Annotated in this window: 14 protein-coding genes; 8 read left to right on the plus strand and 6 right to left on the minus strand. The window is 62.5% G+C overall.

Annotated features, from left to right (window positions below; all coding sequences use genetic code 11):
- Window position 1: 1 nt before the first annotated feature.
- The 4 genes from FF124_RS07750 to FF124_RS07765 all read left to right on the plus strand — a co-directional run bounded on the left by FF124_RS07750 (window position 2) and on the right by FF124_RS07765 (window position 3,108).
- The gene (locus tag FF124_RS07750; protein ID WP_138747926.1) at window positions 2–430 is read left to right on the plus strand and encodes an SRPBCC domain-containing protein; all 429 of its coding nucleotides are present in this window, start codon (window positions 2–4) and stop codon (window positions 428–430) included.
- Between the two features lie 198 nt (window positions 431–628).
- Entirely contained in the window at window positions 629–1,405 is a 777-nt protein-coding gene (locus FF124_RS07755) for a VOC family protein (protein WP_138747927.1), read from the plus strand.
- Window positions 1,406–1,708: 303 nt separating this feature from the next.
- Window positions 1,709–2,185 (plus strand): transcription elongation factor GreA, encoded by a 477-nt coding sequence (gene greA / locus FF124_RS07760; protein WP_138747928.1) that lies wholly within the window; start codon window positions 1,709–1,711, stop codon window positions 2,183–2,185.
- A 23-nt stretch (window positions 2,186–2,208) separates the two neighbouring features.
- Window positions 2,209–3,108, plus strand: coding sequence for a glycosyltransferase family 2 protein (locus FF124_RS07765; RefSeq protein WP_138747929.1), 900 nt, complete (start codon window positions 2,209–2,211; stop codon window positions 3,106–3,108).
- A 6-nt stretch (window positions 3,109–3,114) separates the two neighbouring features.
- On the opposite strand, the gene FF124_RS07770 is transcribed toward FF124_RS07765, so the two are convergent.
- The 5 genes from FF124_RS07770 to FF124_RS07790 all read right to left on the minus strand — a co-directional run bounded on the left by FF124_RS07770 (window position 3,115) and on the right by FF124_RS07790 (window position 9,692).
- Window positions 3,115–3,876, minus strand: coding sequence for a sulfite exporter TauE/SafE family protein (locus tag FF124_RS07770; RefSeq protein ID WP_138747930.1), 762 nt, complete (start codon window positions 3,874–3,876; stop codon window positions 3,115–3,117).
- A 48-nt stretch (window positions 3,877–3,924) separates the two neighbouring features.
- Window positions 3,925–4,929: a phosphate acetyltransferase gene (gene pta, locus FF124_RS07775; protein ID WP_138747931.1), complete on the minus strand. Its 1,005-nt coding sequence runs from the start codon at window positions 4,927–4,929 to the stop codon at window positions 3,925–3,927.
- A gap of 4 nt (window positions 4,930–4,933) precedes the next feature.
- Entirely contained in the window at window positions 4,934–5,968 is a 1,035-nt protein-coding gene (locus FF124_RS07780; protein ID WP_138747932.1) for a YeiH family protein, read from the minus strand.
- A 287-nt stretch (window positions 5,969–6,255) separates the two neighbouring features.
- Window positions 6,256–8,028 (minus strand): sulfoacetaldehyde acetyltransferase, encoded by a 1,773-nt coding sequence (xsc, locus tag FF124_RS07785; protein ID WP_138747933.1) that lies wholly within the window; start codon window positions 8,026–8,028, stop codon window positions 6,256–6,258.
- Window positions 8,029–8,075: 47 nt separating this feature from the next.
- Window positions 8,076–9,692, minus strand: coding sequence for a GMC family oxidoreductase (locus FF124_RS07790; protein ID WP_138747934.1), 1,617 nt, complete (start codon window positions 9,690–9,692; stop codon window positions 8,076–8,078).
- A 114-nt stretch (window positions 9,693–9,806) separates the two neighbouring features.
- On the opposite strand from FF124_RS07790, the gene FF124_RS07795 reads away from it, so the two are divergent.
- The 4 genes from FF124_RS07795 to FF124_RS07810 all read left to right on the plus strand — a co-directional run bounded on the left by FF124_RS07795 (window position 9,807) and on the right by FF124_RS07810 (window position 14,032).
- The gene (locus tag FF124_RS07795) at window positions 9,807–11,042 is read left to right on the plus strand and encodes a TRAP transporter substrate-binding protein (RefSeq protein ID WP_138747935.1); all 1,236 of its coding nucleotides are present in this window, start codon (window positions 9,807–9,809) and stop codon (window positions 11,040–11,042) included.
- A gap of 119 nt (window positions 11,043–11,161) precedes the next feature.
- Complete coding sequence (locus tag FF124_RS07800; RefSeq protein ID WP_138747936.1) at window positions 11,162–11,836, plus strand: TRAP transporter small permease; 675 nt, start codon at window positions 11,162–11,164, stop codon at window positions 11,834–11,836.
- 9 nt (window positions 11,837–11,845) lie between these two features.
- A complete protein-coding gene (locus FF124_RS07805; RefSeq protein ID WP_024708177.1) occupies window positions 11,846–13,207 on the plus strand; it encodes a TRAP transporter large permease in 1,362 nt (453 codons plus the stop codon).
- A 45-nt stretch (window positions 13,208–13,252) separates the two neighbouring features.
- Window positions 13,253–14,032, plus strand: a complete 780-nt coding sequence (locus FF124_RS07810; RefSeq protein ID WP_138747937.1) for an IclR family transcriptional regulator — start codon at window positions 13,253–13,255, stop codon at window positions 14,030–14,032.
- 105 nt (window positions 14,033–14,137) lie between these two features.
- On the opposite strand, the gene FF124_RS07815 is transcribed toward FF124_RS07810, so the two are convergent.
- The gene (locus FF124_RS07815) at window positions 14,138–14,803 is read right to left on the minus strand and encodes an EF-hand domain-containing protein (protein WP_138747938.1); all 666 of its coding nucleotides are present in this window, start codon (window positions 14,801–14,803) and stop codon (window positions 14,138–14,140) included.
- Window positions 14,804–14,935 lie beyond the last annotated feature (132 nt).

Consider the following 14,935-nt stretch of genomic DNA (forward strand, 5'->3'; position numbering starts at 1 on the left):
CATGGCCGACGCGATCGAGATCATCAATGAACGGGACTTTGCCGTCGACCGGCAGACGCTCTACGCAGCCTTCGCCGAACCGGCGATGCTTGCGCGCTGGTGGGGGCCGCACGGTTTCACCAACCGGATCACGGCCTTCGATCTGGCCCCCGGCGGGCAATGGCTGATCACCATGACGGCATCCAACGGAACGGACTTCCACAATCGCTGGCGCTTCGACGATATCGTCGACGGCGCCTACATCCGCGCCGTTCACCTTGAGCCGGTCCATGTCTTCACGCTGGAGATGCGTTTCGAAGATGCGGGTAGCGGCGCGCGCCTGTCCTGGCGCATGCTTTTCAAAAAGACGGAAGAAACCGAAGCGATCCGGCACCTGCTGAAAGCGGCCAACGAGCAGAATTTCGACCGGCTGGCCGCTTTCCTGGGGTGAAACGGTATATCCCCTTTCTCGGTCGTGCCGGGAAATTGAGGAAGCGAGAAACGGAAGTCCGTTTGCCTTCAGGGTGTAATCGAGCGGTCACCTTGCCATGCCACATTCCGGGGATAACCAATTCGGCTTGACGTTCCAGTATTACGTTGATATCAACTTAAATGGCGCAACGGCCTTTCAGTGCCGAAGGAGGATATGATGCAGGGACAATTCATCTGGTACGAACTTCTGACGACGGACACCAGGGCCGCCTCGGACTTCTATTGCAGCGTCGCCGGCTGGCAGGCCAAGGACAGCGGCATGCCCGGCATCGATTACACGCTTTTCAACGTGCCCGGCCTCGAGATGGGCCTTGCCGGCATGATGGCGCTGACGGACGAGATGTGCGAGGAGAACGTCCCGCCGCACTGGCTCGGCTATATCGATGTCGAGGATGTCGACGCCAAGACCGAGGAATTCGTGAAAAAGGGCAGCACGACGCTGATGCCGCCGCACGACATTCCCGGCATCGGGCGCTTCTCGGTGATGCGCGACCCCGAAGGCGCCGCAATCTGCCTGATGACGACGATCATGCCGGAAGGCCCCATGCCGCCCTGCCCCGAACCGGGCGCGCCCGGCACATTCGGCTGGCGCGAGCTTTACGCCGGCGACGGCGCGAAGGCCATGGCCTTCTACGGCGAAATGTTCGGCTGGAAGGAACGGTCCGCCCATGATGTCGGCCCCATGGGCACCTATTACATCTTTGGTTCCGACGATGAAGATATCGGCGGAATGATCACCAGGCCGCCGCAGATGCCTCAGCCTGCCTGGGCTTTCTATATCAATGTCGACGCGATCGAGGCTGCCGTCGAACGGGTCAGGTCGGGCGGCGGCCAGGTGGTCAACGGCCCCATGGCGGTTCCCGGCGGCGACATGATCGCGCAATGCGTCGATCCGCAGGGCGCCTTCTTCGCCCTCGTCGAGCACAAGAGCTGACCGGCGAAACCGCAAACGACCAGTAGCCGCTTCATTCAGGACCTCTTGTCTCCGGCGGGCATTGCCGATTTGTCTGGAAATGGCGTCGCCGATTCTGCTATAAACTGCGTCAGGTTTGAAACTGGTTCCGGGGTCAACGCTTCGGAACCTGTTTCTTTTTGTGTGGCAAAACGGCCCGGGAGTTCCTAAGTGGAGGGCTGTTTGTCTCACGACCAAACGAAAGAACACGAAGAGGCGGCGGCGCGAAACGGGGCCTGACAAGGGCCCCGTCTGCCGCTTCGCCAATGACCAAAGGACAAGAATATGGTCGAAAAAGTACCGATGACCAGGGCCGGCGCCGACAAGCTCAGGGAAGAACTGCGCTGGCGCCAGCAGGAGGAACGTCCGCGCATCATTCAGGCGATTTCGGAGGCGCGCGCCCATGGCGACCTGTCCGAAAACGCCGAGTATCACGCCGCCAAGGAAGCCCAGAGCTACAATGAGGGCCGCATCAGCGAACTTGAGGACATCACCACCCGCGCCGAGGTCGTTGATCCGGCGAAGATGACCGGTGACAAGGTTCGTTTCGGCGCGACCGTGAAGCTCGTCGACGAGGACACGGAAGAAGAAAAGATCTACCAGATCGTCGGCGACCAGGAAGCCGATGTGAAGGAAGGCCGGATCTCCATTTCCTCGCCGATCTCGCGCGCGCTGATCGGCAAAGAGGTCGGCGATTCGATCGAGGTCAACGCGCCAGGCGGCTCCCGCGCCTACGAGGTTCTTGAAATCCTGTGGCGATAAGGCTGGCGGGGAGGCCATGCGCCATGCCCGCCAAGCCGATCATTCCTGCCCGCGCCGGATCCATCTCATCGGACGCCGATACCATGTCTTCTCTTTCGAACAGGCCCGAGGGCAGACTTCCGGAAGTCGGCCTGTCCGTCCTCACCTGGAAATCGCCGAAAACGCTGGAGCGCACCCTTCGCTCCCTCAGGCCTGTCAGCGATCTCTTTTCCGAGCGGAAGGTCGTCTGCCAGGAGGGTAGCGCGGAAGAGATGGAGATCGCCCGCACCTTTGGTTTCGAGCCGGTCGCGACAGACCGTAATCTCGGCATCCAGGAGGGGCTTGCCCGTTGCGGCGAGGTTTTGTCCACCGAACGCATCGTCATCGTCGAGGGCGACAACACGCTGGTCGAAAAAGCCAGCGCGCGCGATCTGATGATGCGCGCTTTCGCGCTGTTTGACGCTCACGAGATGACCGCCTTTCAGCTTTCCGGCCGCAACGAGGCGCTCTCCAAGCGCTTCCTGCGCTACTGGAAACCGGATGAGCCGCTCAGAAAAACGCTGCGCGGTTATCTGCGGCCGGGCGCGGCGCGGTTCAGGGTGCATGAATCCTTCGCCATGCCGAGAACCCCGGAAAACGGCAACCGCTACCTCAAAAGGCTTGAGGACGAGCTGTTCCTGACCCGGTCCGACTGTATCAGTTGGTCGAATCGGCCGTTCCTGACGACGCGTTCGTTCTTTCTCGGTCCGCTGATGACGTTCGCCCGCCAGCACCCCGGCAAGAAACGGGTCAACGGCTTGGCAGACCTCGAGCACCCGATCAACTGCCCGGCCAACCGCAAATGGTGGCAAGGCCTGCATGCGAAGATCGGCGTCGCCTATCCGGGCCTGTTCGAACATGGCCGGCTCGAGCGACCCGCTTCCGATGAAAAGACCGAACTTTGAAATCGACTAGCCTTCAAACGCGCTGAAAAGCCCCAGCACAATGCTGAACAGCGCCGAGAACTCCATGGCCGCAAGGGCAAGCACGCGGTAGCCGTCATCCGAGCCGCGACGAAAACAGGCCGCCCCGAAAGCCGATCCGGCGTAACAGACGGGTGAGGAAAACAATCCGAGCAGAATGACATCGAAGCTGAGCGTGCCGCGCGCAGCGGCCGTCAGCAGCGCGAACACAGCCATAATCGCAAACAGCAGGATCATCGAGGCCCGCTTTCCGCGCGGGGAGATGTCCCGCGCGATGAAATAGGCGACGACGGGCGGCCCCGGCGCGGCCGCAAGTCCGCCGAAAAGACCTGAAAAGAAACCGACCAGAGCGGTCGAGACCGTCCCCATGTTGGACTTCAGCGAAAACCTGAAGAACAGGACAAGCGCAGCCACGCCGGCGATCACGCCGATGATGATCTGCGCCATGTAAAGCGGCGCGAAGCCGATCGCGATCAGCCCGACCGGCGTGCCGAACAGGGCGGCGATGGCGAGAACGGAGACGGCCCTGCGATCGGCAAAGCCCATGCATTCCCTCATGTCGAAACTGCTAAGCACGATCTGGACCACCATCAGCGCCAGGATGGCGCTTTGCGGCGGCACCAGAAGAATGAGCAGCGGCATGGCAACCAATGCCATGCCGAAACCGGCAAAGCCGCGAAAGAAGGCGCCGACCGAAAGGATCAGCGCAAAGCCGATATAGACGGGCAGGGAAAAGGCAAGTTCAGGCATAGGCCGGCCCCGGCCGCAGCGGCCTCCAATCTGCCGTGCCCGCCGGCCTCATAGGTGCGCATCCACCTGGCAGGCCGTCACCGCGATCATGTCCAGCACATCTGCGGCCGAGCAGCCTCGCGAAAGATCGTTGGCGGGCTTTGCCAGGCCCTGAAGCACCGGGCCGACGGCCGTGGCGCAGCCGATACGCTCGGCGATCTTGTAGCCGATATTGCCGGCCTCGAGATTGGGAAAGATGAAGATATTGGCTTCGCCGCCAAGCGGTTCGCCGGCGCCCTTGGCCCTGGCAATCTCGGGCACGAAGGCTGCGTCGAACTGGATCGGCCCGTCAACCAGAAGGTCGGGACGGTTGAGCTTCAGCAGCTTGACCGCCGCCTCCACCTTGTCGACCGAGGGGTGCGAGGCGCTGCCGCGGGTTGCAAAGGAGAGCATCGCGATCCTCGGCGTTTCTCCCGTCAGGACATCGTAGGAGTGAGCGGCGGCAATCGCGATCTTGCTCAGTTCGCCCGGATTGGGGTCAACCACGAGGGCGGGATCGCAGAAGATGAAGGCGCCCTTCTTCGGGTGGTGATCGGCCTCCATCAGCATCAGGAAGAAGCTCGAGACGAGACGCGTGCCGGGCGCCGGTCCGATCACCTGGATTGCCGTGCGCACCATGTCGGCCGTGGAATGATGCGCGCCGCCGACCGTGCCGTCGGCATGGCCGGCCTTGACCATCAGCGCGGCGAAGACATGCGGTTCGCGCGCGATCCGCGCTGCGTCTTCCTCGGTAATGCCCTTGTGCTTGCGCAGCTTGAAATAGAGCGCGATGAGCTCGGACAGAAGCGGCGAAATCTGTGGGTCTTCGGTTTCGATCGCCTCCGGCAGGCTCAGTCCCAGCTGTTTGCAGCGGGCGGCGATCTTCTCGCGGTTGCCGACAAGAACAATCCGCGCAAGCCCCATCCCGGCCGCCTTGCAGGCCGCCTCGAGAATGCGCGGATCGTCGGCTTCCGGAAGCACGATCTTCTTGTTGAGCCGCTTTGCAGCAGCCATGATCTTCTCAAGCGGTTTCATGCATTCACCTCACGATCACGATAGTGCCCACCAGAACGATTGTGCCGATGAACAGGGTTTCCAGAACAATCAGCAGGATGGCCTGACCGCCGACCTGCAGCATGCTTTTGAGCGAGGTCTTCATGCCCACCGCCGCAACGGCAAACAGAAGCGCCCAGCGGGAGATTTCGGCAAGCAGACGGCCAAGGGCCTCGGGAACGAGGCCGAATGTGTTCGCCGCCGCCAGCACCAGAAAGGCGATCACGAAGAGCGGCAAGAGCGGCGGACGGCCCGCCTCCGACACTTCTCCCGACATCTGGTTGCGAATGACGAGCGAGAGCACGAGAATGACCGGCGCCAGCATCGTCACTCGGATCAGCTTCACCAGCGTCGCCATCTCGCCGGCGGGAACCGAGACGGAAAAGCCGGCGCCGACGACCTGAGCGACATCGTGGATTGTGCCGCCGAGAAAGGTGCCCGATTGCAGATCGGTGAAGGCGAGCATACTGGTCAGGATCGGATAGAAAATCATCGCGATCGTGCTCAGGATCGTGACCCCCATGACGACGAAGATCAGATTGCGCTCCGAATCCTTGTCCTTCGGCAGGATGGCGGCAATCGCCATGGCGGCAGACGCGCCGCAAATGGCAACGGAGCCGCCGGAAAGCGCGCCGAAATGCCAGTTCCGCCCCATCAGCCGCGCCACTGCCACGCCGAAGAGGATGGTCCCCGCAACCGCCAACACCAGCAGCAGGACCATCTGCCAGCCGAGCCCGATCAGCATGTCGGCGCTGATGCGCGCGCCCAAGATGGCGACGCCGAAGCGCAGCACCTTCTTCGCCGTCAGGTCGATGCCGGCGGCCATGCGCGGATCTTCGGTGAGAAAATGAAAGGCGATACCGATCAGAAGCGCCATCAGCATGGCCGGCGCACCGTAATGCTCGGCAAGGAACTGTGCCGCGGTCGCGATCAGCGCGCAGACCAGCAGCCCATATTTGTTGATATCGAAAAACCTGCGGACACGGGTGAGCGTGCCGGCAGCCGGGCCATCATCGGCCATGTTCTTCCCTCCCCCGGAAGAAAACGGAAGGGCCGGAGACCGGCTCCGCCCCGCTTATTGTCAATGCTTGTTGAAGACGGAAGTACTTTGCCTACCCAATCTCCGTCACCCCGGACTTGATCCGGGGTCCAGGGTCGCAAAAAACACCTTTGTATCAATATCTTGAACTTGATGATCTTTGCCAATTGGCCCTGGATGCCGGCTCAAGGCCGGCATGACGGAAGTGAGTGGCGAAGTCCTTTGTCAACAAACCGAGGGCCGGAGACCGGCCCTTCCTCCTTCTGATCTCAAGCGTCGGCGCGCATGTCGGCCGGGTCGATGCCGGCGACGGAAACCGGCTTCTTCATCGCATCGCGACGGAAGGGCTCGCCCAGTTCCTGGTTGAGCACGACCTCGATGAAGGTGGTTTTCTTCTCCTTCATCTGCCGCTCGATCGCCTTGTCGAGTTCGGCCGAAAGCGCCTCCATCGTGCTCACCTGCACGCCCTCCACGCCGCAGGCCTTGGCGATGTCGGCATAGCGCACATCAAGCGAGAGTTCGGTTCCGACGAAGTTGTCATCGAACCACAGCGTCGTGTTGCGCTTTTCCGCGCCCCACTGATAGTTGCGGAAAATGACCATGGTGATCGCCGGCCAGTGCTCGCGCTTCAGCGAGACCATCTCGTTCATGGAGATGCCGAAGGCGCCATCGCCGGCAAAGCCGATCACCGGCGTATTCGGCTGGCCGATCTTGGCGCCGGTAATGGCCGGAAAGCCGTAGCCGCAGGGGCCGAAGAGGCCGGGCGCCAGATATTTGCGGCCAGCCTCGAAGGTCGGGTAGGCATTGCCGATCGCGCAGTTATTGCCGATATCCGAGGTGATGATCGCGTCCTTCGGCATGGCCTTCTGAATAGCGCGCCAGGCCATGCGCGGGCTCATGCGTTCCGGCTCGCGGTCACGGGCACGCTCGTTCCAGGTGGTGCCGGGATCATCCTCCTCATGGTCAAGCGAGGTCAGTTCCTGCGCCCAGGCGGACTTGGTCTTGGCGATCAGCGCCTTGCGTTCATCACGATCGACATCGCCCGCCGTGCCGGAGAGCCGGTCAAGAATGCCGGTCGCCACCTTCTTGCTGTCGCCGACAATGCCGACGGTCACCTTCTTGGTGAGCCCGATGCGGTCAGGATTGATATCGACCTGGATGATTTCCGCATCCTTCGGCCAGTAGTCGATGCCGTAACCCGGCAGCGTGGAGAAGGGATTGAGGCGGGTGCCGAGCGCCAGCACCACATCGGCCTTGGCGATCAGTTCCATCGCCGCCTTGGAGCCGTTATAGCCGAGCGGGCCGGCAAACAGCGGATGAGAGCCCGGAAAGGCATCATTGTGCTGGTAGCCGACACAGACCGGGGCATCGAGCCGTTCGGCAAGTGCCTTCGAGGCTTCGATCGCGCCGCCGAGGACAACGCCCGCGCCATTGAGGATGACCGGGAACTTCGCCTTGCTCAAGAGCTCGGCCGCGCGGTCAACCGCTTCCTCTCCGCCGGCGGGACGCTCGAATTCGACGATGGCCGGCAGTTCGATATCGATGACCTGGGTCCAGAAATCGCGCGGCACATTGATCTGCGCCGGGCCGCAGGCGCGCTTGGCCTTCAGGATCACGCGGTTCAAGACTTCGGCGATGCGGGTCGGGTCGCGCACCTCTTCCTGATAGGCGACCATGTCCTTGAACAGGGCCATCTGCTCGACTTCCTGGAAGCCGCCCTGCCCCATGGTCTTGTTGGCGGCCTGCGGGGTGACGACCAGAAGCGGCGTGTGGTTCCAGTAGGCCGTCTTCACCGGCGTCACCAGCGAGGTGATGCCGGGGCCGTTCTGGGCCACAACCATCGACATGCGGCCCGTGGCGCGCGAATAGCCGTCAGCCATCATCCCGGCATTGCACTCATGGGCGCAGTCCCAGAACGTGATGCCGGCGCGCGGAAACAGGTCGGAAATCGGCATCATCGCCGAACCGATAATGCCGAAGGCATGCTGGATGCCGTGCATTTGCAGGACTTTGACGAAGGCTTCCTCGGTGGTCATTTTCATCGGGTTTCTCCTCTCCGATTTTTCGAAATCGTGTTGTCGGTAGCCTTTCAGGCGGAGCGCCGCGCGTCCTCGCGCACGAGATCGCTCAGTTTCTCGCCGATCATGATCGCCGGCGCATTGGTGTTGCCGGAGACGATTTCCGGCATGATCGAGCAATCGGCGACGCGCAGGCCCTGAACGCCGCGAACCCGCAGACGCTCGTCCACCACGGCGCGCTCGTCCTGGCCCATGCGGCAGGTGCCGGTCGGATGATAGATCGTCGTCGAATAGTCGCGCGTCCAGGCGAGCGTGCCCTCGTAATCATCCATCGCCAGGTCGCTTGAGGGCCGGAACTCCTCGGAAATCTTCGAGTTGAGCGGCGCCTGGCGGGCGATGCGGCGGGCAATGCGCACGCCTTCGACAACAGTGCGTCGATCCGTCTCGGTCGAAAGATAATGGGGATGGATCTTCGGATAGGTGCGCGGATCCGGGCCGTTCAGCACGATCTCGCCCCGGCTCTCGGGCCTCAACTGGCAGACCGACATGGTGAAGGCGGAAAAGGGATGAACCCCCTCGCCCGGACTGTCCGCCGACCAGGGCTGGACGTGAAACTGGATATCGGGCGTCGCCACATGGTCGCCGGTGCGCAGGAAGCCGGTCGCAAGGCTCGCCGCCATGGTCATCGGGCCTGCGCGGAAGAGCGCATATTTGAGCGCGATCCGTGCCTGGTTGAACAGCGAACGCACCTCGTCATTCAGCGTCGGCTCGTTGCATTTGAACACGAGGCGGGCCTGAAGATGGTCCTGCAGATTGCGACCGACATCCGGGGAATGGCGGACGACCTCGATGCCGTTCCTCTTCAGTTGCTCGGCATCGCCGATGCCGGAGAGCATCAGAAGCTGCGGCGAATTGATCGCGCCGGAAGACAGGATCACCTCGCGCCGCGCCGTGACCAGCGCCTCGTTCTTACCGCCCGAAAGATAGCGCACGCCCGTGGCTCTGCCGTTCTCGATCACCACCTTTTCCACCAGCGCGCCGGTGACGACCGTAAGGTTCGGCCGCTTTCGCGCGGGTTTGAGAAAGGCGACGGCGGACGAACAGCGCCGCCCCTTGCGGGCCGTCAGCTGGAAATAGCCGACGCCCTCCTGCGTGGCGCCGTTGTAATCGGGATTGAAGGGATAGCCTTCCGCGGTGGCGGCCGCCACCCAGGCATCGCAGATCGGCCGCTGCAGGCGCATGTTGGAGACGGAAAGCTCGCCTTCCGTGCCATGATACTCGTCCGCGCCGCGCTCCTGGCTCTCCGAGCGCTTGAACAGCGGCAGCACGTCTTCCCAGCTCCAGCCGGCATTGCCCATCTGCGCCCAGCGGTCGTAGTCCTCCTTCTGGCCGCGCACATAGAGCAGGCCGTTGAGCGAGGACGAGCCGCCGAGCACCTTGCCGCGCGGCCAGTCAAGCGAACGGCCGTTGAGGCCCGGGTCCGGTTCGGTCTTGTAGCACCAGTCGACGGATGGATTGTGCATCATGCGAAAATAGCCGACGGGGATATGGATCCACGGGTTCCAGTCCGAGGGCCCGGCCTCCAGCAGCACGACGCGCACCTCAGGATCCGCGCTCAGCCTGTTGGCGATCACACAGCCGGCCGAGCCCGCGCCGACAATCACATAATCCGCTTCCAGCCGCTCCATGAGCCCCCCTCTAGCCCTGAATTGACAAAATGCAACGAAATCTCCTTGCAAGAACAGTCGATATATGATTGAAATCGATACTGCAAGTCTCATTTTTTCAGAGGGAGGGAAGAAATGACGGGACTGAATGAGAAACTGCGTGGCATTTCGCGACGCGATCTTTTCAAGCTTTCAGGGAAATTCGGATTGAGCTCGACGCTTCTGGCGGCAAGCTCGATGGCAGGCGTGGTAACGCTGCCGCGCCTGGCACAGGCGGTCGAATCCACCTATGAGAAGCGCTTTTCCAAGGAGCCGAAATACACGCTGAAATACGGCGCATCCGGTTTCAACGCGCGTAACCTGATGATCGAGCGTGCCGGCTGCCTGGAGTTCGCCCGCGATCTTGAATCGCGCACCGACGGTCTCGTCCGCGTCGAATTCATCGGCGACAACCAGATCTGCGGACAGCTGAACTGCGTTGAGAAGACCCAGCTCGGCATTATCGACATCTATGCCGCCTCGACCCAGAACTCGGCCGGCGGCGCGCCCTACCTGAACGTGCTGGACTATGCCTACATGTTCCCGGGCCGGGCCTCGCAGTATCACTTCCTTTATAGCCCCGGTTCCCAGCGCATCCTGCGCGACCCGCTGGAAAAGCGCCACGGGCTGAAATTCCTGTTCTCGCATTGCGAACTGCGCGGCATCCAGCTCGGCCTCAAATATCAGGACAAGCCGACGGTGACCAAGCTGGAGGAGCTCTTCGGCACCAAGAACCGCGTGACCGGCACCCAGCTCGGCCGCATCGCCATGCAGCTTCTGAACCTCAACCCGGTTCCCATCGCATGGGAGGAAACGCTCGACGGCCTGAAGCAAGGCCTGATCGATGGCGCGGAAACCTGGGCTTCGGCCGTGGCCTACGCCAACATGTCGCCGGTCGTCTCGCAGTCGGTCGACCTCAAATTCTTCTGCGGCACGGAGCATACCTCCATGTCTTCCAAGGTGTTCGACAGCTTCGAACCGGACGTGCAGGACGCGGTGATGGAATCGTCCTATCTGACGCAGGTGCAGATCCAGGCGGCGAATGAAGCGGCGCTGGTCAAGACCGTCGGCTTTTCCGACCCGCAACTTCCGGGCACCATCTTCGACGAATACAATGTTCGCCCGGCCTTCCTGCCCGACGAGCAGATCAAGATGGCGGAAGAGATGTGCTCGCCGGAATATAATCCCGAGCCCTGGGCACAGTGGCGCGAGCGGCTCAACAACTGGGCCGGCGGCATCGACACCTATGCAGAGATCAGCGCCATCGCCCGCGAAGTGCCGGCCGACATGAAACCGGAGAATGTCGAGCCCCGCCGCTGGTGGAAAAGCTGATCGCTGATCGGCCATGAGATGAAAACAGCCGGCATTCGGGAGGGATGCCGGCTGTTTGCGACTATCGCCGCCCGCCCCCCGGGGCCGCAAAGCCGGCGAAAACATCATTTTGGGAGGAGATGACGTTGGTGACGTTGTTGAACGAAGCCTGGTCGATTATTGCCGCGATCCCGAGCTGGGATTCCTGGACGATAAGCGAGACCCTGGGCACGAATGGCGCCTGGCTCGTGGGCCTTGTCGTCACGCTTCTCGGCGGCCTCCTGGTTGCCGTTCTCTATGCGCGCTTTCCCGCGCTTGAAAATCACTTCGAAAAATCGGTGATGATCTGGTCCTATCTGCTGATCGCCGCGATCATCGGCGTCGAGGTGGTCCGCCGTTTCGTCTTCTCGGTCCAGGCGCCATGGTCAACGACGCTGCCGCCCTTCCTCTTCCTGATCATGAGCTGGGCGGGCTGCGCCTATAATCTCAAATTCCGCAATCACTTAAGTTTTGCCGAGTTCCGTTCGATGATGCCGCGAACGTTCCAGTTCGCCTGCCTCGTCTTCGACGCCGTGCTCTGGCTCACCTTCTCCTGGGTCGTCGTCGTCACCTCGACGCGGGTCGTGTTCAATTCGGCGGCCAATTTCCAGATCCTGCTCGGCACCGACAATGTCATGCAATGGTGGCTGCTCATCTCCGTGCCCATCAGCTTCATCCTGATTGCCGGGCGGGCAATCGAGAACCTTGCGATCGATTACCGCAGATACAAGAACGGCGCCGATCTCATTTCCGCGTCGGCGCAATTCGGCGATTGAGGAGACCCCATGTCAGACTCTCTTCTGGTTACCTTGATCTCGCTCGGCGCGACCGGCTTCTTTCTCATCGGCGTTCCCGTGCTCCTCGTCATCGGCCTTTGGGTGATCGGCATGAGCATGATGCTTGGCCTGCCGCTCGACAATCTCGGCTCCGCGCTGTCGGATGTCTTCACCGACGGTTTCGCGCTTCTGGCCATGCCGCTCTTCATCCTCACCGGCGACCTGATCAACCAGTCCGGCATCGCAAGGCGCATGTCCGATTTCGCCTATTCCTGCCTCGGCTGGCTGCGCGGCGGTCTCGCCATGGCGGCGATCGGCGCCTGCGGCCTGTTTGCCGCCATTTCCGGTTCGAACTCGGCGACGACGGCGACGATCGGCGCCATGCTGCATCCGGAGATGAAGAAGGGCGGCTATGACGAGCGCTTTTCGGCGGCGACGGCGGCAGCCGGCGGCACGCTCGGCATCATCATTCCGCCGTCGATCATCTTCATCGTCTACGGCTTCCTGATGAACCTGCCGATCTCCGATCTATTCGTCGCCGGCATCATTCCGGGCCTTCTCATGGGCCTTTCGATGATGTTCTTCTGCTGGCTGATCTGCCGGAAGAACGGCTGGGGCCACATCATCGCGCTGGAGCCGTCCCGCATCCTGAAGACCGGCATCGGCTCATGGCTCGGCTTCTTCGCCATCGGCATCGTGCTCTGGGGCATCTACACCGGAAAATTCTCGCCGACGGAAGCGGCGGCTGTCACCGTCGGCTTCTGCGTACTGGTCGGTTTCCTGTCGCTGCCGTTGCACCGGATGATGGGCTCCCCTTCCGAAGACCGTCCCCCGAACGAGCGCGGCTATGCGGAAATGCTGGTGGTGCGCGGCTTCACGCCGATCGACATCCCGTCGATCACCCTGCGCTCGGCCCAGATCACCGGCATTCTGGCGCCGCTGATCGCAATTTCGGTGGTCATGCAGCAGATCCTCTCGGTTCTGGGCGCCGAACAGGCGATCGGCGATTTCGTGCGCTCCATGGGCGGCTATTATCCGGTCCTCTTCACCGCCATGGCGCTGGTGTTCATCACCGGCATGGTCCTGGAAAGCCTGCCGACGACGATCATCATGGCGCCGATCCTCGCGCCGATTGCCGCCTCCATCGGCGTCGATCCGATCCAGTTCGCCGTGGTCTTCCTGATCGGCGCGTCGATCGGCTTCATCACCCCGCCCTACGGCCTCAATCTTTATGTGGCCTCGGGCGTCACCGGCGTGTCCTATTTCCGCATACTGCGCTATATCTACCCCTATATCGTCGCGCTGATTGCGGTTTGGGTCCTCGTCGCGCTTGTCCCGTCGCTCTCGACGATGCTAATCCCGCAGCGATGAGCCGGCATTTCGCCAGATGAGATGAAAAGCGTTTGAGAGACGATAGTGGACGATCAAGCCAGGGACGGACAGATACCGACAAACCTCCGCCTTCTGCTGGTGCTCGAAGCACTGGCGGAAGCCGGATCGCCCGTCACGCCGACCGAGGTGAACCAGACCCTCGGCCTGCCGAAGCCGACGATCCACCGGCTGTTCGCCACGCTTGAGGCCGAAGGCTTCATCCAGCGCGAGATCGACGGGCGCGGCTATTGCCCCGGCCGCAGGCTGCGGGTCATGTCGGCGGGCATCCTTTCCTCGCTCAGGATCAGGACCGCGCGCGTCGCGATCCTCACCGCGCTTGCCGAAGCGATCAACGAAACCTGCAACATCTCGCTGCCGGACCTCGACGCGATGATCTATCTGGAACGCGTCGAAACCAAATGGCCGCTCCGCATCCAGCTTCCGGTCGGCTCGCGCGTGCCGTTTTACTGCACGGCGAGCGGCAAGATGTATCTGAGTTCGCTCGAGCGCAAGCACCTGGAAAACTACCTGCGCGCGACCGAGCTTTCGCCGCGTGCGGCCAACACCATTACCGCCCCCGGCGATCTCGTGGCCGAACTCGACCGGGTGCGCGCGCGGGGCTATGCGACGGACAATGAGGAATTCATGGACGGCATGATCGCGGTCGCCGTTCCGATCCGCGACAGTTTCGGACGTCTCGTCTCCGCGCTTTCGTTTCACGCGCCGTTGCAGCGGCTTTCGCTGGATGAGGCGATCAACAATGTCGACCGCCTGAACGCCGCCGCCGACAAGCTCTCGGCGCTGATCAGCACATCCGACCTCTGAGGCGAAGGCCGGCGGCTCATTTGCCCGCCAGAAGCCGGAACGAAACAGCCGCCGCCCCTTGAGGGCGACGGCTGAGCCACGGCGCACACCGCTTGGTTTCAGCAATCAGTTGTTCGGGTTGCCCATGCCGCGCGGCATCGGCTGCTGCTGGCCCTGGTTGCCGGCCGGGCCCTGGGCGAAGGGCCGCTGCGGACCGGCGCCGGGAACCGGCAGCTGCGAAACCGCGACCTTGCCGTCGCCATCGCTGTCGAGATACTGGAAGTGGCGCTCGAACATCGGGCGTCCGACCTCGACCTGGAAGGCTTCGAACTCGTCCAGCGAGAGATAGCCGTCGCCGTTCTTGTCATACTGGCCGAGGTCGCCCATCATCTGCGGGCCAGCCGTCGGGGCTGCGCCGCGCGGGCCGTTGCCGGGCCCCGTTCCGGGACCGCGCATGCCGCCGGGACCGAAATCGCCCTGCGGGCCGCCGCGCTGGCCCTGCATCATGCCGCGGCCATAGGCGCTGTCGTCATTGCCGCGCATCGCCATTCGGCCGGGGCCCCTATTGCCCTGGGCGAAGCCGTTCTGGTCATTGCCGCGCTGCATCATGCCCTGGCGACCACCGGGGCCTCTTGCCGCGCCCTGCGGGCCGTCGCAATCGGTCATCATCTGGCGGGGGCCCTGGCCGCGGCCGCCCCAGCTGTCGTCGGGACCGGCCGCGAGGGCGGGAACGGCAGCGCCGCCGATCAGTGCTGCAACCAGTCCTGCTGCGAAGATTGTTCTGCGTTTCATGACATCGCTCCTTTCGATCTGTCGATGTCGCCAATCTGACGCTCCTGTGTCGCAGCATGATGCCGGGAGGGCGCTTTATTGTATCCAATGGTCGCAAGGCCTTCCGCCTGATACAAAACGTGACACTGTTTT

The sequence above is a fragment of the Martelella lutilitoris genome (assembly GCF_005924265.1).
Taxonomy (GTDB): domain Bacteria; phylum Pseudomonadota; class Alphaproteobacteria; order Rhizobiales; family Rhizobiaceae; genus Martelella; species Martelella lutilitoris.